The following is a 21,060-nucleotide window of genomic DNA, read 5'->3' as shown; positions in this document are numbered from 1 at the left end:
TTGCTTATCCATTCACTACTGTAGAAGAAGTTTATCGTCACGATGGGCTATAGGTAAAAAAGGTTTACCGTCGCTGACAAATAAAATAAAGCCGGCGGCAATTTCTGCCGTATTAATCATTTTGGCCAGGTGTTATCACTGAAAAATGACGCGCTCAGCCATTATTAATGACGACGTCGATAATAAGATGAAGTCATTTGAAATTATTAGCCACCATAGAATTCCACTGTCGGAACAACGAAAGAACGATGTTGCGCAAACCGCTGAATCCCTGACCTGCTGCACCAACTTTGCTGAAAACGCCTGGCAAACTCGGGGGCACGTTTTTATACTGTTAAAAAAAGATAAGATAATTCCGAGAAAACGGCACATAAAGCGCGCAACCGAGATATCTTATAATACAATCCGCGCCAATTATGGGTTAGATAGTGTTCATCAGGCAGTGCGATTGACAGTTTTCAGTAAGATAATTATCCCTTCAACCGGGTCAGGCTTCTCATTGTTACGTTGCCGCAACAGTGCGCGGACGTGGGCAGGAATGGCAGATGAAGATGGCGAATAATGCCGCGTTATTGGCAACCTGCGCAAAAAACTCATTTATGAGTTTCATTTGCGCACGTCTAAATTATGGTCGCTTATTGTCGCTGCTTCTTGCCACACTGCTGGTCTTTCCCAGTTTAGCCAGCCCCGAGACGGCCGATCCCTATAAAAATCGCACCCATGCTGTTACCACCGTGGTCGTTGGCATTATCAGCTACGCACGCTGGAACAGTGAACCCAACCCGATACGGTTATGCGTGACGGCGCCAACCCAGTATGACAAGGGCCTGTTCGATCCCATTCTACTGAGCGCCCCTCGGCCAATCAAAACTGAGCGTATTCCCTTCGATAGTCCACTGCTGAGCACCGGCTGTGATGTGATCTATCTGGGTAATGTCAGCGCCAGCCAAAAACAGAACTTTATGCAACGCATTAGCGGACGTTCCATTCTCAGCATCAGTGAGAACGACGGTGAATGTTCTGCCGGCAGCGCGTTTTGCCTGCAGATCGAAGGTGACACCGCCAGCTTTAAAGTGAACCTTGACGCACTGGCACGCAGCGGCGTACGTGTTCACCCTAACGTGCTTCAACTGGCACGCAAACAGGCGCCTCCGTTATGAAGTGGTTGCGCAAGAACAGATCGGGTCAATCACGACCTACGCTGGGCGGGGTGTTGCAACGCGTACATCTTGCACTGGCATTGATTGCTGTCGGCACCGCCGGGATTTTCCTGACGTTGGTCGCGCTGTTTGCGCTACGTGCCTATGCCAACCACAACTTGCACCTGATCGCGCGCTCCATCAGCTATACCGTCGAAGCTGCTGTCGTGTTTGAAGACCGCACCGCCGCACGCGAAGCGCTGGTGCTGATCGCCTCCAATGAGGAAGTGTCAGAAGCAAAAATCCTGAACAATAACGGCAAGGTGCTCGCCAGTTGGCGTCATCCTAAAGACGGTCCTTTACACGGTATGGAGCAAGTCGTCGCTCACTGGGCGCTACCGGAACCGGTGATCCTGCCGATTACACATGAAGGCAAAGTGGTCGGTAAAGTGTGGCTTAGCGGGCATGGGGGTAGCCTACTGCGCTTCCTGCTGCGCGGTATGGTGGGGATGCTCGCCTGTCTGGTGCTCAGTACGCTGTGCTCATTGGTTCTTTCCCGCCGCATGTTGCTAGGGATTGTCAGCTCATTGGACGATATTGCCAACGTGGCACATGCGGTGCGACGCGATCGTACATTTGGTCTGCGGGTGCCTTCTGCCCCCATTGCCGAACTGCATGAGTTGAGCAGTGACTTTAACGGCCTGCTCGACGAGCTGGAAGCCTGGCAAGCGCATCTGAAACAGGAAAATGACTCACTGACGCACCGGGCGACCCATGACAGCCTTACCGGTTTGCCAAACCGCGCGTTCTTTGAAGGCCGACTGAGCCGTGCGTTAGGAGACATTAAGCCAAAAGAAAAACTGGCGGTGCTGTTTATAGACGGCGACCGCTTCAAGGAAGTTAACGACAGCTACGGGCACGCCGCCGGCGACGTAGTACTGACCACCATTGCCGGGCGTATTCGCGCGCAACTGCGTGAAAGCGATCTGGTGGCACGTTTAGGAGGTGATGAGTTCGCCGTATTGTTGGCGCCGGTCCACACTACGGAAGATGTGCTGCAAATTGCCGATAACATTATCGACTGCATGACCCAACCGGTAATTTTGCCGAACAACGAGACGGTGATTTCCTCTCTGAGTATCGGTATTGCGCTTTACCCTGAACATGCGGTAACGCCTCAGGGGCTCTTGCACGAAGCTGACGATGCCATGTACCAGGCAAAACATCGTTATAACGGAGGCTGGCGGCTAGCAATACAGAAATAAAGCCCCGGCGATACCCAACATCATTGGCGTTGCATCAAGGCGGCCAGAACGTCAGACCCAAAGCACTGACTGAAGTCAGTGACTGGGGCGAGCGCTCGCAGCCAACACAGATGCAGCATCAAGAATGACGGGTATATAAAATAAAACTAGGGATTTGATTATGATACAGCAAACACTAAAACGCCGTTTTTCACTGCTGACGATGATGTTTATCGCCTTGTTAGCCCTTGCCGGCTGCCAGAGCAAACCGCAGGGCTTAACCCCTGAGCAAATTGCGCTGTTGCAGTCACAGGGATTCAAACTGACGGATAACGGCTGGGAATTTGGACTGTCCGACAAAGTACTGTTTGGTAATAACGTCGGCAAGCTGAACCCGGAAAGCACCGAAACGGTACAAAAAATGGGTCGCGCACTGATGAGCGTTGGCATCACCCAATTCCGTCTGGACGGGCATACCGACAATTACGGTGAAGACAGCTATAACGATCAGCTGTCGCTGCGCCGTGCCGATGCCGTCGCCGACTTGCTGGCCAGCGTAGGCATTCCTCGCGCCAATATTGAAACGCGGGGTATGGGCAAGCGCGATCCTGTAGCCGATAACCGCACTTCCAGCGGTCGTGCGGAAAACCGCCGCGTCGCGATCGTCGTCACGCCTTAAGCAACCAATATGCGCCTTCACGGGCGCATAAAGAGTTATACTTGGCGATCGCGGAGTGATGTCTGGGATCCGCTTTCGAAACGGGCTACACTCCGCAGCCAGACATCCTATCTACCCCAAATAATTGGCGTTGCATCGCGACGGCAACTAAATGCATCCCCGGAGCGTACGCGTAGTCCGTGACAGGGGTAAATGCAGGCAGCCAACTAAGATGCAGCACCAAGTATGACGGGTATAAAAACTGATATAGAGAGGCTAGAGCAACGTGGCTCAATACGTCTATACCATGCATCGCGTCGGCAAAGTGGTTCCGCCGAAGCGTCACATCTTGAAAAATATCTCTCTGAGCTTCTTCCCTGGCGCCAAAATTGGTGTGCTGGGTCTGAACGGCTCGGGTAAATCCACCCTGCTGCGCATCATGGCTGGCATCGATACCGATATCGAAGGTGAAGCTCGCCCGCAGCCAGGGATTAAAATCGGCTACCTGCCACAGGAACCGCAACTGAACCTGGAGCATACCGTCCGCGAGTCGGTCGAAGAGGCGCTGGCGGAAGTGGTTGGTGCTCTGAAACGCCTGGATGAGGTGTACGCGCTGTACGCTGAAGAAGGCGCTGACTTTGACAAGCTGGCCGCTGAACAGGGCCGCCTGGAAGAGATCATTCAGGCTCATGATGGCCACAATCTGAATACCCAGCTTGAGCGTGCCGCCGATGCGTTACGCCTGCCAGAATGGGACGCGAAAATCGCCAACCTTTCCGGTGGTGAGCGTCGCCGCGTAGCGCTGTGCCGCCTGTTGCTGGAAAAACCGGACATGCTACTGCTCGACGAACCAACCAACCACCTGGATGCTGAATCCGTGGCTTGGCTGGAACGCTTCCTGCACGACTTCGAAGGTACCGTTGTGGCGATCACGCACGACCGTTACTTCCTCGACAACGTGGCCGGCTGGATCCTCGAGCTTGACCGTGGTGAAGGTATTCCATGGGAAGGTAACTACTCTTCCTGGTTGGAACAAAAAGACGCTCGCCTGGCACAGGAAGCCTCTTCTGAAGCCGCTCGTCGTAAATCCATTGAGAAAGAGCTGGAGTGGGTTCGTCAGGGCGCTAAGGGCCGTCAGTCTAAAGGCAAGGCCCGTTTGGCGCGCTTTGAAGAGCTGAACAGCACTGAATACCAAAAGCGTAACGAGACCAACGAACTGTTTATCCCACCTGGCGCACGCCTGGGGGATAAAGTCGTTGAAGTCAGCAACCTGCGTAAGTCTTACGGCGACCGCGTGCTGATTGACGATCTCACCTTCGCAGTACCTAAGGGCGCGATTGTCGGCATTATCGGCCCGAACGGCGCCGGTAAATCGACGTTGTTCCGCATGATGTCCGGTCAGGAACAGCCTGATTCCGGCAGCATCGTGTTGGGCGATACCGTTAAGCTGGCCTCGGTCGATCAGTTCCGCGACAGCATGGACAATGCCAAAACCGTCTGGGAAGAAGTCTCCGGCGGTCAGGACATCATGCGTATCGGCAACACTGAAATGCCAAGCCGTGCCTACGTCGGCCGCTTTAACTTCAAGGGCGTCGATCAGGGCAAACGCGTAGGCGAGCTGTCCGGTGGTGAGCGTGGCCGCTTGCACCTGGCCAAGCTGCTGCAGGTTGGCGGCAACGTGCTGCTGCTCGACGAACCGACCAACGACCTGGACATCGAAACCCTGCGCGCGTTGGAAAACGCCCTGCTGGAATTCCCAGGCTGCGCGATGGTTATCTCGCACGACCGTTGGTTCCTTGACCGTATCGCCACCCACATTCTGGATTACCAGGATGAAGGCAACGTCGAATTCTTCGAAGGCAACTTCACCGAATACGAAGAGTACAAGAAACGTACGCTGGGCGCTGAAGCGCTTGAGCCACACCGTATCAAGTACAAAAGAATCGCCAAGTAATCCGAAAGGCGCCGCATGCGGCGCCTTTTTTAATCCCGCGCCAGCTCGCGGGCGTAATCGTCAAATACCGGGTGTTGCAGCACCACGTCAATAAAACAGGCCAGCGCCGGCGAATTCAGCTTGCGGCTCGGATAGACCAAATACAGCTCATTGCCTTCTGCCTGCCATTCCGGCAGCACTTCTACCAACTGCTTCTGCGCGACCACCTCACGGCTAAGAAATGCCGGCAAGAGGGTTATCCCGGCCCCGGCAATGGCACATTCACGCGCGTACAGCAGGTTATCGGTAATATGCCGCGTCGGCAGCTGCCAACGGAAATATTCATCCCCCCGGCGCAGGTTCCAGGCCGGCCAGGAACTGTGTGCAATACACCGATGCTGCTGCAACTGCTGCGGGTGAAGGATCGGTGAGTGCTGCGCCAAATAAGCCGATGAGGCCAGTAAATAACGTGGCGCATGGCCCAAACGGCGGCCAATCAGTGAAGAGTCCTGTGGCTTGCCGGTCCGCAGCGCTGCGTCATACCCTTCCTGCACCATATCTACCATCGCATCAGACACCGACACTTCCAGTGAGACATCTGGATATTGGCGTTGAAAATCCGCAGTCAGCCGCGGTAACAAGGTTGCGCCTAAGCCTGCGGGGGTCGATATACGTAACCGGCCGCTGGGATTATCACGCAACCGTTGCAGCGCCAGGTCTGCCCGTTCGGCGGCGGTGAGCATTTCCTGACAGTGTTCCAAATAACGCTCACCGGCAAAGGTCAGGTTGAGCTGACGGGTGGTGCGATTCAGTAACCGCAGGCCCAGCGTTTGTTCCAATTGGCTAATCCGCTGGCTGACGCTGGATTTTGGCAAAGCGGCGCGTTTGGCGGCGGCGGTAAAACTGCCGCACTCGGCCACCAGCGCAAACAGCGCCATGTCCTGTAACTGTTTAAACCGCATTGTTCACCTCAAACGAACACTTAGTTAGTTATTGTCCATCTTATCACTCCCCATCAAGAGGTCTACACTGTGGCTATTCATTCGAAAGGAGCACAGTCATGCCGATTAAAGCCATTGCCGTAGACCCCAAAAACCCCGCAGCCTTCATTGAGATCAACCCGGAAAAGCCCACTCCCGGTCAATACGATCTGTTGGTGGACGTTAAAGCGGTGTCGGTCAATCCGGTGGACACCAAGGTCCACGCTGGCCTGCAAAAAAGTGGCCTGCAACAGCCGCGCATCCTCGGCTGGGATGCCAGCGGTATCGTGGTTGACGTGGGCAGCAGCGTCAGCGGCTTCAAACCCGGCGACGAGGTCTGGTACGCCGGCGATATCACTCGCCCAGGCAGCAACAGCACCCTTCAGTTGATTGACTCTCGTATCACGGCCCACAAGCCGCGCAGCCTGAACTGGGCAGAGTCCGCCGCCATGCCGCTGACTGCCCTGACCGCCTGGGAGGCCTTGTTCGAACACCTGAAAATTCAGGACGCGGCAGCAGGGAAAACCCTGTTGATTATTGGCGGTGCCGGTGGCGTCGGTTCGCTGGCGATCCCCTTTGCCGCACAGCGCAGCCAGGTGAAGGTGATTGCAACCGCCTCACGCCCGGAATCAGCAGCCTGGTGCCTGGAGCGCGGTGCCGATCTGGTCGTTGATTATCACGATCTGAAAGGCAACCTTGCACAGCAAGGCATTGAGAACGTGGATTATATTCTTTGCCTGAACGACACCGACGGTCACTGGAAAGCAATGTCTGACTTGATCGCGCCGATGGGCCACATCTGCACCATCGTAGAAAATGCGCAACCGCTGGACCAGAGCGCCCTGAAGTTGAAAAGTGCGGCACTGCACTGGGAATTAATGTTTACCCGCAGCATGTTCAACACGCCGGACATTGCCCAGCAAGGTGAGATCCTCAAGCACGTTGCGCAGCTGCTCGACGAAGGGAAGTTAAGCACCACCCTGAGTGAGACGCTGCATGGGTTGACGGTAGACAACCTGACCGCCGCGCATGAAAAACTGCGCGATGGCCATATGCAGGGCAAATTGGTGATTGTTTACTGATGAGGCAAAGCGCGTGGCGTTATGGCGTCACGCGCCTTTTCCGGCCGCACAAAAGCAATGCACACCGGTTGCGGCGCAGCTTTAGGATCGGCTTGGAACGGCAGGCTTTGCTGCACGTCAATGCGTATCTTGGGCCAACTGGCCAGAGCGCCATCGAAATCCGTTTGCTCACAGGACTCCCCCAAGTGACCAAACAGCACGGCCCCGTGCTGCGCAATCTGCGCATAACTGACATGGGCGTTATAAATGTTCGGCCGCTCATGATTGGACCAACGCGTAATCGTCTCCGGGCGCGAAGCGGCATACACCGTCATCCATTGTGATAAATAAGCGCCGCCGACATAATTTAATTCCATTGCGTAATGTTGCAACCAACGCTGTTCAACTCCAGCACTGAACGCCTTGATCCCCACCATCTTTTGCCCAGCATTACGCACGTTGCCGACCATGATGGCGGCATAACCCAAATAAATCACCAGCGCTGCGCACATCATCCCCACGACAGCACTGCGCAACGAACGGTGAGGCGGTTGTTTTACACAACCCACCAACAACGCGGGAGCCAACACAAAGAAAGGCTGCAGCCACTCGGTCAATCGGCCCCCCACATTGAAGGAAAACCAGAAAGTAATAATGCCCAGCGGCAACAGATAGATGCCTAACAGCACCCGCATCGAAGGATCGTCAGGCCAGGCCAGCACCGCTCCCGCACGTCGCAAAATCAGCCACAGGAACAATGACGGATAAAACACCAACAGCAGCGATTGCAGCATATCCAGGTTTAACTGCATTTTGACTTGCGAGTCGACCCACTTGAATGCGGCAAAGTCATGCTGCCACAGCCAAACCAGGTTTGGCACGACAATAGCCAGCCAAGCAGCAACTGCGAGGTAAAACTGAGGCTGTCTGTAGCAGCGGCGAATATGGGGTATAAACAGCGTCGACAGGAAAGCGAAATAAACAAATGCAAAGGTTGAGTACTTCGCCATCGTCGCCAAACCCGCCGTGACGGCAAACGCCAGCCACCAGTTAGCGGAACGGGTGATCGCCAGATGAAAGCACAGCATCATCCAGGGCCACAGCATCACCAGCAAATAGTTGTCGTTATAGGGGATAATATCGAAATTAATGATGCCTGAAAGGTTCAGCGTCAACAGTGCCAACCAAGCCAGCCGGGTACTGCCACTCAGGTGCCGCGCCAGAAGCCATACCCCCAGCATACCTATGGCGATTGCCACAAAGTGGCTCGCATACCAATAGATATTTAACGGCAACCAGGGCAACCAAATCACCGGGTGCATCGCTACACCCACTAGCCACGGGTTTTTCGGCGAGCCCCACTCTGCATTGATGCCCCAGTTTACGGCTTCGACAGCATCGTAAGGCACGGTTGGATCGAGGTGAACAGTCAGCAGTGTCCAGGCAGCGGCATAGAACAGTAACCAGATAGCAAGTAAGCGATACGTCATAGTCTCTACGGCATTTGTTTCGACGAAACGCTTAACCTAATAAATGATTAATGAACCTTAACTAAACAACAGTGAAATCCAGCGTTTAACGGCTAATTTTGCCCAGGTGATCACACATTGGGCGACATCAACCAATGACGTGCTGATTTTCAGGTGCCGCTATCAAACGGCTGGCGTCGGCCGCCAACAGCTGTTTTACCAAGTCGACACAGCGCAGGAAACGCTCGTCATAGCCGCTGGATTCTACGTGCACGTACTCGATATTATTGGCGCGCAGCATCTCCTCCAACAACTGCTGGAAGGCTTTGCGATCGTTGGGATTGCCGAGGCTCCGCAGGCCGTCCGCCACCCATGGGGTGTTATTTTCCAAGAGTATCACCAGATCAAACCGATACTCATCAATCAGCGCCTGCACAAAGGGGTGCTCCCTGCCTTCGTACTTCTTGCAGAATGCCTGGGTGGTAACAAAGTCGGTATCGATAAACGCCACTTTATTGGCATATTTAACCGCGAAATCAACGTATTGAGCCTGACCCAACGCGATCTTGTCGTAGTCAGAATACTGCAACGCCATTTCATCACCACCCAGGTGCGAGAACACATAGTCGCGGCCATATTCCCAGGCGCTGGTGGTATTAAAAATGTTCGCCAGCTTATTCACCAACGTCGATTTGCCACTCGACTCACCGCCGAGAATCGCCACGGTGCGGACAAAGAAGGGTTTCACTTCGGTCGGGATATAGTCCCAATAGCGGAACGGATCCTGGCGGATCTGGCTGCCGCTGATATTCATAAATGAACGTTCTGGATCGATCAGGATGGTTTCAATCGCCAAATGTTCGCGATAACGCGGGGCGTCCTGCGCCTCGCTGGAATAGATAAAACTCGGCACGATGGCTTTCTGTTCCAGAAAAGCTTTCATCCCGTCGCTCCATACATTCCAGCCGTGCGGGTAGGGTTCAATACCCTGCTCGTCGAATGAATGAATATGGATGTTTTTCTGGTACTTGAAGGTTTGCAGTAGCCAGCGCAGACGATCGCTGACCGTCGGCTGCTGCGACATCGAGCTATTGTCGAACAGCTCCCGATCGCGCGGTTCGTCGTGGCACAGGATCACGTGCAGTTCATCTACCTGGCTGCAGGCACGTTGAATCAGGTAAATATGGCCAGTATGCAGAGGGTAAAATTTACCAAACACCACACCGACCTTTTTCTCACGACGCGGAAACTCCAGACCCAGATAACGGTGTAGCGCTTCCAGTTTCTGGGCGCTCGGGCTTTTGATTTTGTCGTTTAACAGCTGGCTAAGATAGCCTTTGGTCATGCCACTGGCATCTGCCACCTGTTGCAGGGTACAGTTCTTCTGCTTAATCGACGCCTTCAGGTAATCAAATTGCCGCATAACCCCTCCGTTTAGTATGCTAAACAAAATAGCATAATCTTCACCCCGCGTGGCAATTAATAAAACTGTTCCAGCACGTCCAGTGCATCCGCCAGCTTCTTCACGCCGAACACCTGCATGTTGGCCGGCGGTTTTTTCGGTACGTTGGCGTGCGGTACGATAGCCCGTTTGAAGCCATGCTTGGCCGCCTCAGAAATACGCTCCTGACCACTGGGCACCGGACGGATTTCTCCCGCAAGACCGACCTCACCAAACACCACCAGATCGTTTGGCAGCGGGCGATCTCGCAGACTGGATACCAGCGACATCAGCAACGCCAAGTCGGCGCTGGTTTCACTCACTTTCACCCCGCCGACCACGTTAACAAAGACGTCTTGATCGGACATCTGCAAGCCACCGTGGCGGTGCAACACCGCCAGCAAGATAGCCAGGCGGTTTTGCTCCAGGCCAACCGCCACCCGCCGCGGGTTGGACATCATGGAATGATCGACCAGCGCCTGGATCTCTACCAGTAACGGCCTTGTGCCCTCCCAGACCACCATAACCGAACTGCCTGAGGTCACCTCATCACCCCGGCTCAGGAAGATGGCCGACGGGTTGCTGACCTCACGCAGACCTTGTTCGGTCATGGCGAACACGCCCAGTTCATTCACCGCACCGAAGCGGTTTTTGTGGCTGCGCAAGGTACGAAAACGCGAATCGGCATCGCCGTCCAGCAGTACCGAGCAGTCGATACAGTGCTCCAAGACTTTCGGCCCGGCCAGAGAACCGTCTTTGGTCACGTGGCCAACCATCACTATCGCCACACCGCGTGTTTTGGCAAAGCGCGTCAGATAAGCGGCAGTTTCACGCACCTGTGCCACGCTGCCCGGCGAAGACTGAATATCCGCCATGTGCATCACCTGGATGGAGTCAATCACCATCAGCTTTGGCTGCTCCTGCTCGGCGATCAGGCAGATCTGTTCGATACTGGTTTCCGACAGCATATTCAGGCCCCCCGTCGGCAAACCGAGACGGTGGGCACGCATGGCAACCTGTTGTAAGGATTCCTCACCGGTAACGTACAGGGTCTTCATTTGTTCGGACAGTTTGCATAATACTTGTAACAGCAACGTACTCTTACCGGCACCGGGATTACCGCCAATCAGGATCGCGCTGCCCGGCACCACGCCCCCACCCAGCACGCGGTCAAACTCAAGAAAACCGGTAGAGAAACGCGGCAACTCTTCGAGACTGATATCCGACAACTTTTGCACTTTGCTGATGCCAGCATCGCCGGCATAACCGCTAAGGCGCTCGTTGCGAGAAGAAGAAGACACGGCAGCCAGGCGCACTTCTGTAATGCTGTTCCAGGCGTGACAAGCGCTGCACTGCCCCTGCCAGCGCGGATAATCAGCCCCACACTCATTACATACAAACGCCCGTTTTGCTGCTTTTGCCACGTATTACCTCAATCATTTTTTATACCCTAGATAATTGGAGTTGCATCAAGGCAGCCAGTGCGGGAATCCTCAGGAGCTTACTTAGGTAAGTGACTGGGGTGAGCGCACGCAGCTAACGCGGAGGCAGCTTCAAGTATGACGGGTTTAGCGAACTTCGTGTTTCAGGCTGCCGGTCAGTACACACAGCACACCGATAAGGTCAGCATGGCGAATCGACACCTGCGCCTTCTCATACACTTTCGGTTTGGCGTGATAGGCGATGCCTAATCCGGCAACCTGCATCATTTTCAAATCGTTGGCACCGTCACCGATGGCGACAGTTTGCTGTATTGGGATGCCCAGCTTTTCGGCCAACGCAACTAACGTATCCGCTTTGAACTGCGCGTCGACTATCGGCCCCAAAACGTCACCGGTCAGCTTGCCGTCACGGATTTCCAGCTCATTGGCCGCCACCGCGACCAATTTCAGTTTGTCGCGCAGGTACTCGGCATAATAAGTGAAACCACCAGAAGCAATCGCCACATGCCAGTCCATTGCCTGTAACTTACGCACCAGGCTGATCAATCCAGGCATCAACGGCAACTCATCACGCACCTGCTTGAGAATATTGGCGTCGGCACCTTTAAGCGCACCTACGCGCTGGCGCAGGCTGGCAGTAAAGTCCAATTCGCCTCGCATCGCACGTTCGGTGACTTCCGACACTTGCTCGCCGACGCCTGCCAGTTTGGCTATCTCGTCAATGCATTCAATCTCAATTGCGGTCGAATCCATATCCATCACCAGCAACCCTGGAGTGCGCAGATGCGGGATCTTGCCGAGCGGTGCCACATCCAGCCCGCTCTCTGCCGCCAGCAGCTTGGCGCGCGCCGTCAACGTACCGGCCAGACGCACAACCTGATAATCCTCAACACACCAGGCGGTCACGATCACCATCGCCGCACCCAACTTACGCTGGAAATCGGTGATGCGCGTTTTGTTCAGTTCTCTGCCATATAATAGCCAACCGGTATGACCCGCCCGATAATCCAGCGGCATCACTTCGTCACCGCTCAGCGAAAGGGGAAGACCCGGCCATTGAGAGATCTCTGCCGGGAGATCGCAATAGGTCAGACTATTCGACATCCTTAACTCCTGAAAAAACACTGCATGATAAAACGACGCATCAAGCTATCCTATCGCCATTGGTTCTGGCAACATAAAGTGTCCAAGATGCCCAAGGAACCTGCATGGCTCGCGCTAAACTGAAATTCCGCCTGCACCGCACTGCTATTATCCTGATTTGCCTGGCTTTACTGGTTTTGTTGATGCAGGGTGCGTCCTATTTTAGCCTGAGTCACCAGTTGGCGCGATCCGAACAGGTGGAAGAACTGGCACAAACGCTGACCAAACAGGTGGCGTCGAGCCTTGCTCCCCTGATGGACGACGACAGTGATGTCGACAATCAGCGCATCAATGCCATTCTCAAACAGCTCACCGATCACAGCCGTATTCTGGACGCCAGCGTCTATCAGCTTGACGGCACATTGATTTCCCATGCCGGTGAGCAAATAAGTATACGCGATCGCCTGTCGCTTGATGGCAAACGCGCCGGGAGTTACTTCAACCACCAACTGGTGGAGTCTATTCAGAGCAAAGACGGCCCGATTGGCTTTATCCGCATCACGCTCGATACCCACGTGCTGGCAACTGAATCCAAACAGGTGGACAACACCACCAACCTGCTGCGCCTGATGATCCTGCTGGCGTTGGCGATCGGCATTATTCTGGCCCGAACCTTACTGCAACACCGTCGCAGCCGCTGGCAACAGTCACCGTATCTCCTGACCGCCAATACCCCCTTGGATGAGGGTAACACGGTGGAAAATGACGATGACGAACAGCAGGAAGAAAAGAAAGAAGAGAGGAAGCCTTAAACCGGCAGACAGCCAGTTTAAGCCATGCGCTGGATGTGTTCGTTCATTCCCTGAACCTGTTTCAGCATCTGCTTGGCAATATCGCGGAACGCTTCGCTGATCGGTTCATGTTGTGACACACGTTGCCAAAACTCCAGCGCCATCAATTCGGCCTGCCGCCAAACAGCACCCTTGACCTCATGGCCCAGTCGGATCTCCACCGCTTGATGACGCATGTTACCGCTGCTGGTTGGTGCAAATGCCATCGGCAACATATCATACAAAGGTGCTAAAACCACTGGCCGCTGTTCGGGGCGTAGAAACGACAAGTTACCCTGATGCATATCGCTATTGGCAATCAACCTGCCAAATGCCCAATACAGAGCCATTCTCTGACAGGTATGGCGATCTATCACACCCTGTTTCAATAACCCTTCAGCCGCTGTGGCCCAATTGGCATTACCACTACCGCTAAACTCGGCATCCAATGCTTCCAACGAAACCATCGCCACCCGACCAAAGGGACCGATGCGATCGAACCGTTCAATTTCCAGAAAACACTGCCGATCTTCACCCAGCAAGATGTCACTTTGTGCCGCAGGCAACCCCGCCTCCGCCACGACCTGCAACGCCAGTGACTCTGCAATAAGCAAGTCGCTCCAACGCTGAGCATTAGGGTTTGTCGGAACCGAACAGAACTTAACCAGCACATGACGACATCGGCCGCCCTTCAGTTCAGCATAAGCGATAAACTTGGGTTGCTCGCCACCGGCAGACGATCCAACCAGTTCCCCCGCCAACGCCTGCTTAGCCAGTTCCGCGTAACGAGTATTTTTATCCAATACCGGTACAGCGCTCTCTGGACCCCTTACCAACCAGCGTTGATAGCTGCCATTGCCGGGCAGTAGGTTGCCGCTCATGTCGTCACCAAAGTGGCAAAGCGCCAATAGGCGCTGATCTTCATTCCAGAGCTGCGTATCTTCCGGCAAACGCAGTACTTGCGAGACGGCTTTCCCCCAGGCTCGTCCAAGAAAGCCTATCGGTCGCAGATCGTTTAGGTACCAAGGCAAACCGTCATAAAGATGCCACTCGCCATTTTGCTCATGCTGAACGGCATAGCAGCCCGCCGGATAGACAGGATAAAGTGTGAGCAGCTTAGAAACCTTGCCCAGTTCATCCACCTGATACAGCGGAAAATACGACTCCCCTCCCACAACCCGGCACAATGCATAGCGAGTGGCGCGACCTTTGCCAATGGCCAATACCCTGCCCGCCAGGCCGCGAATACGGCGCGACAACGTTGGTTGGCTAATGCCCAACGCATCGGTAAGCACTTTTGACGCAGCCGGGCCATTCCGCAGAACCTGCTCAAGGGTAGTCATAATTGAATAGATTGGTGAATAGATTGATGAATAGATTAATAGCGCTAATTACCTATAAGGTAAAGTTTTTCAAATAATAAGTGGGGCAGGATGAATAGATTTATCCGAGGCGCGGCAGGGTGCCGCGCCCGCAGTGTTATTACGCTTTGTCACCCAGCAGTACAGATTCCAGCGCGATAACGATCATTTCGTTAAAGGTGGTCTGACGCTCTGCCGCGGTGGTCGCTTCATGACGCAGAATGTGGTCTGAAACGGTACAAATGGTCAGTGCTTTACAACCGAACTCTTCGTACATCTCCGCAGCCACACCGTAGATGCCGGCGGCTTCCATTTCCACACCCAGGATGCCGTACTTCTTCATCACTTGGAACATGTCTGGATCTGGCGTGTAGAACAAATCAGCAGAGAAGATGTTACCCACGCGCGCCGGGATACCCTGCGCTGCCGCTGCGTCTACTGCGTTACGCACCATGTCAAAATCGGCAATCGCCGCATAGTCATGATCCTTGAAACGCATGCGGTTCACTTTGGAATCGGTGCAAGCACCCATACCGATCACCACGTCACGCAGTTTGACATCGTCACGAACCGCGCCACAGGAACCCACACGGATGATTTTCTTCACGCCGAATTCGGCAATCAGTTCACGCGCATAAATGGAGCAAGATGGGATCCCCATACCGTGGCCCATGACAGAGATCTTACGACCTTTGTAAGTCCCGGTGAAGCCCAGCATACCGCGCACGTTATTCACTTCCACCGCGCCTTCCAGGAAAGTTTCCGCGATGTATTTTGCACGCAACGGATCGCCCGGCATCAGTACTACGTCAGCGAAATCACCCATTTCAGCATTAATATGCGGCGTAGCCATAATTGTCTTCCTTTAGAAATCGTATTGAATAAAAACGTCAAACATCCAAACCATTGAACGCCAAACTGCAGTGTTCTCACTCGCGGGCGAGTCCCCAGCCACTGACCTGAGTCAGTCACTGGGACCCACGCATAAAGCTAATAACGCTGCAGCTTGAAATAGGGGGCTTAGAGCATGGATTTACCGTAATCCATCGGTGACACGCCAAAGTAGCTGGCGACCGTCTGGCCGATGTCGGCGAAGGTCTCACGGTGACCCAATGAGCCTGGTTTTACTTTCGGACCGTAAACCAATACCGGAATGTGCTCACGGGTATGGTCGGTGCCCGGCCAAGTTGGATCGCAACCGTGGTCAGCGGTGAAGATAATGATGTCTTCATCTTTAACCAATTTTAACAGCTCAGGCAGGCGGCGGTCGAACAGCTCCAATGCTGCGGCATAGCCTGCAACGTCACGGCGGTGGCCGTAAGAGGAGTCAAAATCAACAAAGTTCGTGAACACAATGGTGTTGTCACCGGCTTTTTCCATTTCGATCAGGGTTGCGTCAAACAACGCGTCGATACCGGTCGCCTTGACCTTCTTGGTGATGCCCACGTTAGCGTAGATATCGGCAATTTTACCGATCGACACCACTTCACCGCCCTTCTCGTCCACCAGCTTTTTCAGCACGGTAGGGGCAGGTGGTTCTACTGCCAAATCATGGCGGTTACCGGTACGCTGGAAGTTGCCCGGCTTGTCGCCCAGGAAAGGACGCGCAATCACGCGGCCGATGTTGTAACCGCCTTCCGTCAGCTCTTCACGGGCGATTTCACACAGCTCATACAGACGGTCCAGGCCGAAAGTTTCTTCATGGCAGGCAATCTGGAACACTGAGTCAGCAGAGGTGTAGAAAATCGGCTTGCCGGTTTTCATGTGCTCTTCACCCAGTTGGTCGAGGATCACCGTGCCGGATGAGTGGCAGTTGCCGAGATAGCCGGGCAAATTGGCACGTTCAACCAGTTTGTCCAGCAGTTCTTGTGGGAAGCTGTTGTGCTCGTCGCTGAAATAGCCCCAGTCGAACAAGACCGGCACACCGGCGATTTCCCAGTGGCCTGACGGCGTATCTTTACCAGAAGAAAGCTCGCTGGCATAACCGTAGGCACCAATGATATCCGCATTGCGATCCAGCCCTTGCGGGAAGGTGCCAGTGGACTCTTCCGCCGCTTTACCCAAGCCCAAACGGCTCAGGTTAGGCAGTGTCAACGGGCCCTGACGGCCAACGTTGGCTTCACCGCGCGCGCAAACATCGGCAATATGGCCCAGCGTATCGGAACCCTGATCGCCAAATTTCTCAGCATCTTCGCTTGCGCCAATACCGAATGAGTCTAATACCATAATAAATGTGCGTTTCATCATGCTCTCCTGTATACCCGTCGTCTTTCAAGCCGCAGGTGTGTGTGGGTTGCCTTCACTCACCCCAGTCACTGGATTTACCAAGCTCCTGGGATTCCTTCCGTTGCCGCCTACCTGCACCTTGAAATTCATTGGGTATAGCGGCAGCGAGTTTGGCTACCGCTATAAATGTTGTAAAGGTAATACTTATTCCGAAATGCGTTTGTAAACTACCGGCGTCTCTTCCGGTGCTTTGTCGCTTAGCGTCATGGCACTGCGGACCGCTTCGGCCGCCTGCTGCCAAGTTTCTTCGTCGTTGGCATGGATCACCGCCAGCGGCTGCTGAGTATCCACTTTGTCGCCCAGACGTGCCATGCCAGTCAGGCCCACGCTGTAATCAATACTGTCGGTCGCACGACGACGGCCACCGCCCAGTGACACGACAGCCATGCCCAGCGCGCGAGTATCCATCGCGCTGATAATGCCCTGCTTCTCGGCATAAACGGGCTTGCTCAGGGTTGCCGCAGGCAGATAGCTGTCGTAACGCTCAACGAAATCGGTCGGGCCTTGTTGTGCAGCCACCATCCGACCAAACACCTCTGCTGCCTTACCATTGTCCAATACCGCCTGGAGCTTGGCACGCGCATCGGCGTCGTCTTTCGCCAGCCCACCGGAAAGCAACATCTCCACGCACAACGCCATGGTCACTTCCAACAGGCGTGGGTTGCGGTATTCACCGGTAAGGAAGCGCACCGCTTCACGCACTTCCACCGCATTACCCGCGCTCGAAGCCAGTACCTGGTTCATGTCTGTCAGCAATGCCGTGGTTTTGCAGCCCGCACCGTTGGCCACGCCAACAATCGCCTGTGCCAAATCAGCCGACAACGCGTAAGTTGGCATAAAGGCACCAGAACCGACTTTAACGTCCATCACCAAGGCATCCAGGCCTTCTGCCAGCTTTTTCGCCAGAATAGACGCGGTGATCAGCGGGATAGAATCCACGGTCGCGGTAATGTCACGGGTCGCGTAGAAACGCTTGTCCGCCGGTGCCAGCGAGCTGGTTTGGCCGATAATCGCAACGCCTACGTCCTGAATAATCTTACGGAAGGCATTGTCGTCCGGGAAAATATTAAAGCCCGGGATGGCCTCCAGCTTGTCCAATGTCCCACCGGTATGGCCCAAACCACGGCCAGAAATCATTGGGACATAACCGCCACATGCGGCGACCATGGGACCGAGCATCAACGACGTCACATCGCCCACACCGCCTGTGGAATGCTTGTCGACTAAAGGTCCATTCAGCGACAGACTTTTCCAGTCCAGCACGGTGCCGGAATCACGCATTGCCATGGTAAGCGCCACGCGCTCCGGCATGGTCATATCGTGGAAATAAATGGTCATCGCCAGCGCGGCGATCTGACCTTCGGAAACCACATTGTCACGGATCCCATTGATGAAAAAGCGGATTTCCGCTTCGCTCAACGGCTGACCGTCACGTTTCTTACGAATAATTTCTTGTGCCAGGAACAAGGCATCCCCCTGTTTTAGCGAATGTAGGGTGCAGGCAGGCGCCGTATCGCGCGTTGCCGACGTAATCGATCAGTAACCGCTACCGGACGTCTCGGCACTGTGGCCCAGCGTCGTCAGCAGGCTGGCTAACAAGCTGGACGCCCCGAAGCGGAAATGACGCGCATCGGCCCAGCCTTCACCCAGAATACGATCGGCAAGTTGCAGATAATGCAGCGCATCTTCCGCCGTACGAACACCACCGGCCGGCTTAAAGCCCACGGTTTTGGCGACATTCATATCGCGGATCACCGACATCATTAGCTCAGCACTTTCCAGCGTCGCGTTGACGGGCACTTTACCGGTAGAGGTTTTGATAAAGTCAGCACCGGCCTTGATGGCAATCTCCGACGCCTTACGAATCAGATTCGCCTGCTTTAGCTCACCGGTTTCGATGATCACTTTCAGCAGGACATTAGCCGCCTGACAGACCTGTTTGCACTGTTTTACCAGTTCAAATCCCACTTGCTCATTACCGGCGAGCAACGCGCGATAAGGGAATACCACATCCACTTCATCAGCACCGTAGGCGATAGCCGCACGGGTTTCCGCCAGCGCGATGTCGATATCGTCGTTGCCATGCGGGAAATTGGTTACGGTCGCAATGCGGATATCCGGCGTCCCCTGTTCGCGCAACGTTTTACGCGCTATAGGGATAAAACGCGGGTAAATACAGATGGCCGCCGTATGGCCTGCCGGGCTGTTAGCCTGACGACACAACGCGATCACCTTCTCGTCGGTGTCATCATCGTTCAGCGTGGTTAAATCCATTAAGGTCAGCGCACGTTGCGCTGCTGCGGTTAGTTCGGTCATAAAACTCTCCAACTGAGAATCTGGATGTTGGCGAGCGGACTTGGTTCCTTGAAGACAGCGCTGGGGAACAGAGCTCCCACGGCGGCCACTGAGATCCTTCTCACCGCGCATGACCCTTCGTTTCGTGCAGGGTCAGTAATAGCTATTTGAACACGATCGCCCGAGGCGATTCGCGCTCACAGTCACACTATATGAAATAACACTGTAACAGGCCGGAATTATATGTGAAGAGCATCACAAAATAACGCGATATCGTTCACAAATTCGCTAAAGAAACGGACAAAGACAACGGGCACAGCATCTGTGCCCGTCTTAGAGTATAGGCGGAGTCCTGCCATAGAGCATGTTGTGCCAGGGCAAGACAGAACCTGGCTTACAGTGCCAAGAAGAACCCGGCAATGGTTGCGCTCATTAAGTTGGAGAGCGTGCCGGCAGCCACGGCTTTCAGACCGAAACGCGCAATATCGTGACGACGGTTTGGCGCCATGCTGCCTAAGCCACCCAGCAAGATCGCCACCGATGATAGGTTGGCGAAGCCGCACAGTGCAAAGGAAATGATGGCCTTGGTATGCATAGACAGCACCTGCAGCCCGTCAGCCGCAACCACATCGTCTGGACGTAGGTAAGCGCCAAAGTTCATGTAGGCGACAAATTCATTCACGATAATCTTCTGGCCGATAAACGAACCGGCAGTCATCGCTTCATGCCATGGCACACCAATCAGGAAGGCGATCGGTGAGAATACCCAACCCAAAATCAGTTCCAGCGACAGTTGCGGATAGTCGAACCAACCGCCAATACCGCCGAGAATACCGTTCAACAACGCAATCAATGCGATAAACGCCAACAGCATCGCACCGACGTTCAGCGCCAATTGCATGCCCGAAGCCGCACCGGAAGCCGCCGCATCGATCACGTTAGCCGGGCGATCCTCTTCGGCGATCAGCTTCATCGCATCGTCTTTATCGTGGGTTTTTTCGGTTTCTGGCACCATCAGCTTGGCAAACAGCAATCCACCCGGCGCTGCCATGAACGACGCGGCAATCAGGTATTCCAGCGGCACACCCATCTGGGCGTAACCCGCCAGCACTGAACCGGCGACCGAGGCCAGGCCACCACACATCACGGTGAACAATTCAGACTGGGTCATGGTAGCGATATAGGGACGTACCACCAGCGGGGCTTCGGTCTGGCCAACGAAGATGTTGGCGGTTGCAGACAGCGACTCGGTACGTGAAGTACCCAGCAGTTTTTGCAAACCACCCCCCAAAATACGAATCACCAGTTGCATGATGCCGAGGTAATAAAGCACCGCAATCAGCGAGGAGAAGAACACGATTACCGGCAGCACGCGCAGTGCGAAAACAAAACCGCCGCCGCCGAAGACTTCAAACATCTTGTCGGAAACCAAGCCGCCAAAGATAAATGAAATCCCTTGGTTGCCATAAGCGATGACGTTAGCGACACCCGCCGACATACCGCCAAGAATGGCTCGGCCAACCGGGACATACAGCACCAGCGCGCCGATGGCGACCTGAATAACAAATGCCCAGACAACGGTGCGCAATTTAATCGCGCGGCGGTTGCTGGAGAGCAGCACGGCAATGGCGATCAGCGCCGCCATACCGACCAGGCTCATGATGAGTTGCATGCAAAGTATCCCTGTTGCGAAAAAAAGAAATGCATCCCTGTCCGGTAATACCGCGAGGGTTGCTTATGAGTGATTTCGGGATGCGATTATACGGAGCGAAGCCGCACCCGCACCGATTTATGTCACAAATGTATACAACAGGAAGCAAATGAAAATCTTATAACGT

General features: G+C 54.4%; 18 protein-coding genes. 7 read left to right on the top strand and 11 right to left on the bottom strand.

From position 1 onward, the window contains the following. The first annotated feature begins 187 nt into the window (after window positions 1–187). The 5 genes from JOE25_RS10620 to ettA all read left to right on the top strand — a co-directional run bounded on the left by JOE25_RS10620 (window position 188) and on the right by ettA (window position 4,995). Window positions 188–562 (top strand): hypothetical protein, encoded by a 375-nt coding sequence (locus JOE25_RS10620; RefSeq protein ID WP_209634949.1) that lies wholly within the window; start codon window positions 188–190, stop codon window positions 560–562. Then, window positions 546–1,160 (top strand): YfiR family protein, encoded by a 615-nt coding sequence (locus JOE25_RS10615; RefSeq protein WP_209634946.1) that lies wholly within the window; start codon window positions 546–548, stop codon window positions 1,158–1,160. Before JOE25_RS10620 ends, JOE25_RS10615 begins: the two co-directional genes overlap by 17 nt. After that, the gene (locus JOE25_RS10610) at window positions 1,157–2,404 is read left to right on the top strand and encodes a diguanylate cyclase (protein ID WP_209634944.1); all 1,248 of its coding nucleotides are present in this window, start codon (window positions 1,157–1,159) and stop codon (window positions 2,402–2,404) included. The genes JOE25_RS10615 and JOE25_RS10610 overlap by 4 nt, the downstream gene beginning before the upstream one ends. Before the next feature lie 160 nt (window positions 2,405–2,564). Next, entirely contained in the window at window positions 2,565–3,062 is a 498-nt protein-coding gene (locus JOE25_RS10605; protein ID WP_037420612.1) for an OmpA family protein, read from the top strand. Window positions 3,063–3,327: 265 nt separating this feature from the next. Beyond that, entirely contained in the window at window positions 3,328–4,995 is a 1,668-nt protein-coding gene (gene ettA / locus JOE25_RS10600; RefSeq protein ID WP_037420609.1) for an energy-dependent translational throttle protein EttA, read from the top strand. A 29-nt stretch (window positions 4,996–5,024) separates the two neighbouring features. On the opposite strand, the gene JOE25_RS10595 is transcribed toward ettA, so the two are convergent. After that, a complete protein-coding gene (locus JOE25_RS10595) occupies window positions 5,025–5,936 on the bottom strand; it encodes a LysR family transcriptional regulator (protein ID WP_209634942.1) in 912 nt (303 codons plus the stop codon). Between the two features lie 98 nt (window positions 5,937–6,034). On the opposite strand from JOE25_RS10595, the gene JOE25_RS10590 reads away from it, so the two are divergent. Further along, on the top strand, window positions 6,035–7,036 hold the full coding sequence (locus JOE25_RS10590; protein ID WP_209634940.1) for a zinc-binding alcohol dehydrogenase family protein: 1,002 nt from the start codon (window positions 6,035–6,037) through the stop codon (window positions 7,034–7,036). Here JOE25_RS10590 and JOE25_RS10585 read toward each other — a convergent pair. The 4 genes from JOE25_RS10585 to serB all read right to left on the bottom strand — a co-directional run bounded on the left by JOE25_RS10585 (window position 7,030) and on the right by serB (window position 12,471). Continuing rightward, window positions 7,030–8,505, bottom strand: coding sequence for a glycosyltransferase family 39 protein (locus JOE25_RS10585; RefSeq protein WP_209634938.1), 1,476 nt, complete (start codon window positions 8,503–8,505; stop codon window positions 7,030–7,032). The genes JOE25_RS10590 and JOE25_RS10585 overlap by 7 nt on opposite strands. Window positions 8,506–8,632: 127 nt before the next feature. Next, window positions 8,633–9,907, bottom strand: a complete 1,275-nt coding sequence (nadR, locus tag JOE25_RS10580; protein WP_209634937.1) for a multifunctional transcriptional regulator/nicotinamide-nucleotide adenylyltransferase/ribosylnicotinamide kinase NadR — start codon at window positions 9,905–9,907, stop codon at window positions 8,633–8,635. Window positions 9,908–9,963: 56 nt separating this feature from the next. Further along, window positions 9,964–11,349 (bottom strand): DNA repair protein RadA, encoded by a 1,386-nt coding sequence (radA, locus tag JOE25_RS10575; protein WP_020825123.1) that lies wholly within the window; start codon window positions 11,347–11,349, stop codon window positions 9,964–9,966. A 144-nt stretch (window positions 11,350–11,493) separates the two neighbouring features. After that, window positions 11,494–12,471 (bottom strand): phosphoserine phosphatase, encoded by a 978-nt coding sequence (serB, locus tag JOE25_RS10570; RefSeq protein WP_209634935.1) that lies wholly within the window; start codon window positions 12,469–12,471, stop codon window positions 11,494–11,496. A 104-nt stretch (window positions 12,472–12,575) separates the two neighbouring features. On the opposite strand from serB, the gene JOE25_RS10565 reads away from it, so the two are divergent. Beyond that, window positions 12,576–13,262 (top strand): YtjB family periplasmic protein, encoded by a 687-nt coding sequence (locus tag JOE25_RS10565; protein WP_209634933.1) that lies wholly within the window; start codon window positions 12,576–12,578, stop codon window positions 13,260–13,262. A 17-nt stretch (window positions 13,263–13,279) separates the two neighbouring features. Here the strand turns inward: JOE25_RS10565 and yjjJ are convergent, their stop codons facing one another. From yjjJ to JOE25_RS10535, 6 genes are all read right to left on the bottom strand, one after another. Further along, window positions 13,280–14,623, bottom strand: a complete 1,344-nt coding sequence (gene yjjJ / locus JOE25_RS10560; RefSeq protein WP_209634932.1) for a type II toxin-antitoxin system HipA family toxin YjjJ — start codon at window positions 14,621–14,623, stop codon at window positions 13,280–13,282. A 139-nt stretch (window positions 14,624–14,762) separates the two neighbouring features. Further along, window positions 14,763–15,494, bottom strand: coding sequence for a purine-nucleoside phosphorylase (gene deoD, locus JOE25_RS10555; protein ID WP_061807400.1), 732 nt, complete (start codon window positions 15,492–15,494; stop codon window positions 14,763–14,765). Window positions 15,495–15,661: 167 nt separating this feature from the next. Beyond that, window positions 15,662–16,885, bottom strand: coding sequence for a phosphopentomutase (gene deoB / locus JOE25_RS10550; RefSeq protein WP_209634929.1), 1,224 nt, complete (start codon window positions 16,883–16,885; stop codon window positions 15,662–15,664). A 186-nt stretch (window positions 16,886–17,071) separates the two neighbouring features. Beyond that, window positions 17,072–18,394: a thymidine phosphorylase gene (deoA, locus tag JOE25_RS10545; RefSeq protein ID WP_209634926.1), complete on the bottom strand. Its 1,323-nt coding sequence runs from the start codon at window positions 18,392–18,394 to the stop codon at window positions 17,072–17,074. Between the two features lie 69 nt (window positions 18,395–18,463). After that, window positions 18,464–19,243 (bottom strand): deoxyribose-phosphate aldolase, encoded by a 780-nt coding sequence (gene deoC, locus JOE25_RS10540; protein ID WP_209634924.1) that lies wholly within the window; start codon window positions 19,241–19,243, stop codon window positions 18,464–18,466. Window positions 19,244–19,616: 373 nt separating this feature from the next. Continuing rightward, window positions 19,617–20,882, bottom strand: a complete 1,266-nt coding sequence (locus JOE25_RS10535; protein WP_209635291.1) for a NupC/NupG family nucleoside CNT transporter — start codon at window positions 20,880–20,882, stop codon at window positions 19,617–19,619. Between the last annotated feature and the right edge of the window lie 178 nt (window positions 20,883–21,060).

It is taken from the genome of Serratia sp. PL17, from assembly GCF_017832355.1.
Taxonomy (GTDB): Bacteria; Pseudomonadota; Gammaproteobacteria; order Enterobacterales; family Enterobacteriaceae; genus Serratia.
This window is presented reverse-complemented; position numbering and strand designations above follow the sequence as displayed.

Bases quoted from the DNA above. Each gene is read 5' to 3' on its own strand.
- JOE25_RS10620 (WP_209634949.1), top strand. From the start codon at position 188: ATGAAGTCATTTGAAATTATTAGCCACCATAGAATTCCACTGTCGGAA.
- JOE25_RS10615 (WP_209634946.1), top strand. From the start codon at position 546: ATGAAGATGGCGAATAATGCCGCGTTATTGGCAACCTGCGCAAAAAAC.
- JOE25_RS10610 (WP_209634944.1), top strand. From the start codon at position 1,157: ATGAAGTGGTTGCGCAAGAACAGATCGGGTCAATCACGACCTACGCTG.
- JOE25_RS10605 (WP_037420612.1), top strand. From the start codon at position 2,565: ATGATACAGCAAACACTAAAACGCCGTTTTTCACTGCTGACGATGATG.
- JOE25_RS10595 (WP_209634942.1), bottom strand. From the start codon at position 5,936: ATGCGGTTTAAACAGTTACAGGACATGGCGCTGTTTGCGCTGGTGGCC.
- JOE25_RS10590 (WP_209634940.1), top strand. From the start codon at position 6,035: ATGCCGATTAAAGCCATTGCCGTAGACCCCAAAAACCCCGCAGCCTTC.
- JOE25_RS10585 (WP_209634938.1), bottom strand. From the start codon at position 8,505: ATGACGTATCGCTTACTTGCTATCTGGTTACTGTTCTATGCCGCTGCC.
- nadR (WP_209634937.1), bottom strand. From the start codon at position 9,907: ATGCGGCAATTTGATTACCTGAAGGCGTCGATTAAGCAGAAGAACTGT.
- serB (WP_209634935.1), bottom strand. From the start codon at position 12,471: ATGTCGAATAGTCTGACCTATTGCGATCTCCCGGCAGAGATCTCTCAA.
- JOE25_RS10565 (WP_209634933.1), top strand. From the start codon at position 12,576: ATGGCTCGCGCTAAACTGAAATTCCGCCTGCACCGCACTGCTATTATC.
- yjjJ (WP_209634932.1), bottom strand. From the start codon at position 14,623: ATGACTACCCTTGAGCAGGTTCTGCGGAATGGCCCGGCTGCGTCAAAA.
- deoD (WP_061807400.1), bottom strand. From the start codon at position 15,494: ATGGCTACGCCGCATATTAATGCTGAAATGGGTGATTTCGCTGACGTA.
- deoB (WP_209634929.1), bottom strand. From the start codon at position 16,885: ATGAAACGCACATTTATTATGGTATTAGACTCATTCGGTATTGGCGCA.
- deoC (WP_209634924.1), bottom strand. From the start codon at position 19,243: ATGACCGAACTAACCGCAGCAGCGCAACGTGCGCTGACCTTAATGGAT.
- JOE25_RS10535 (WP_209635291.1), bottom strand. From the start codon at position 20,882: ATGAGCCTGGTCGGTATGGCGGCGCTGATCGCCATTGCCGTGCTGCTC.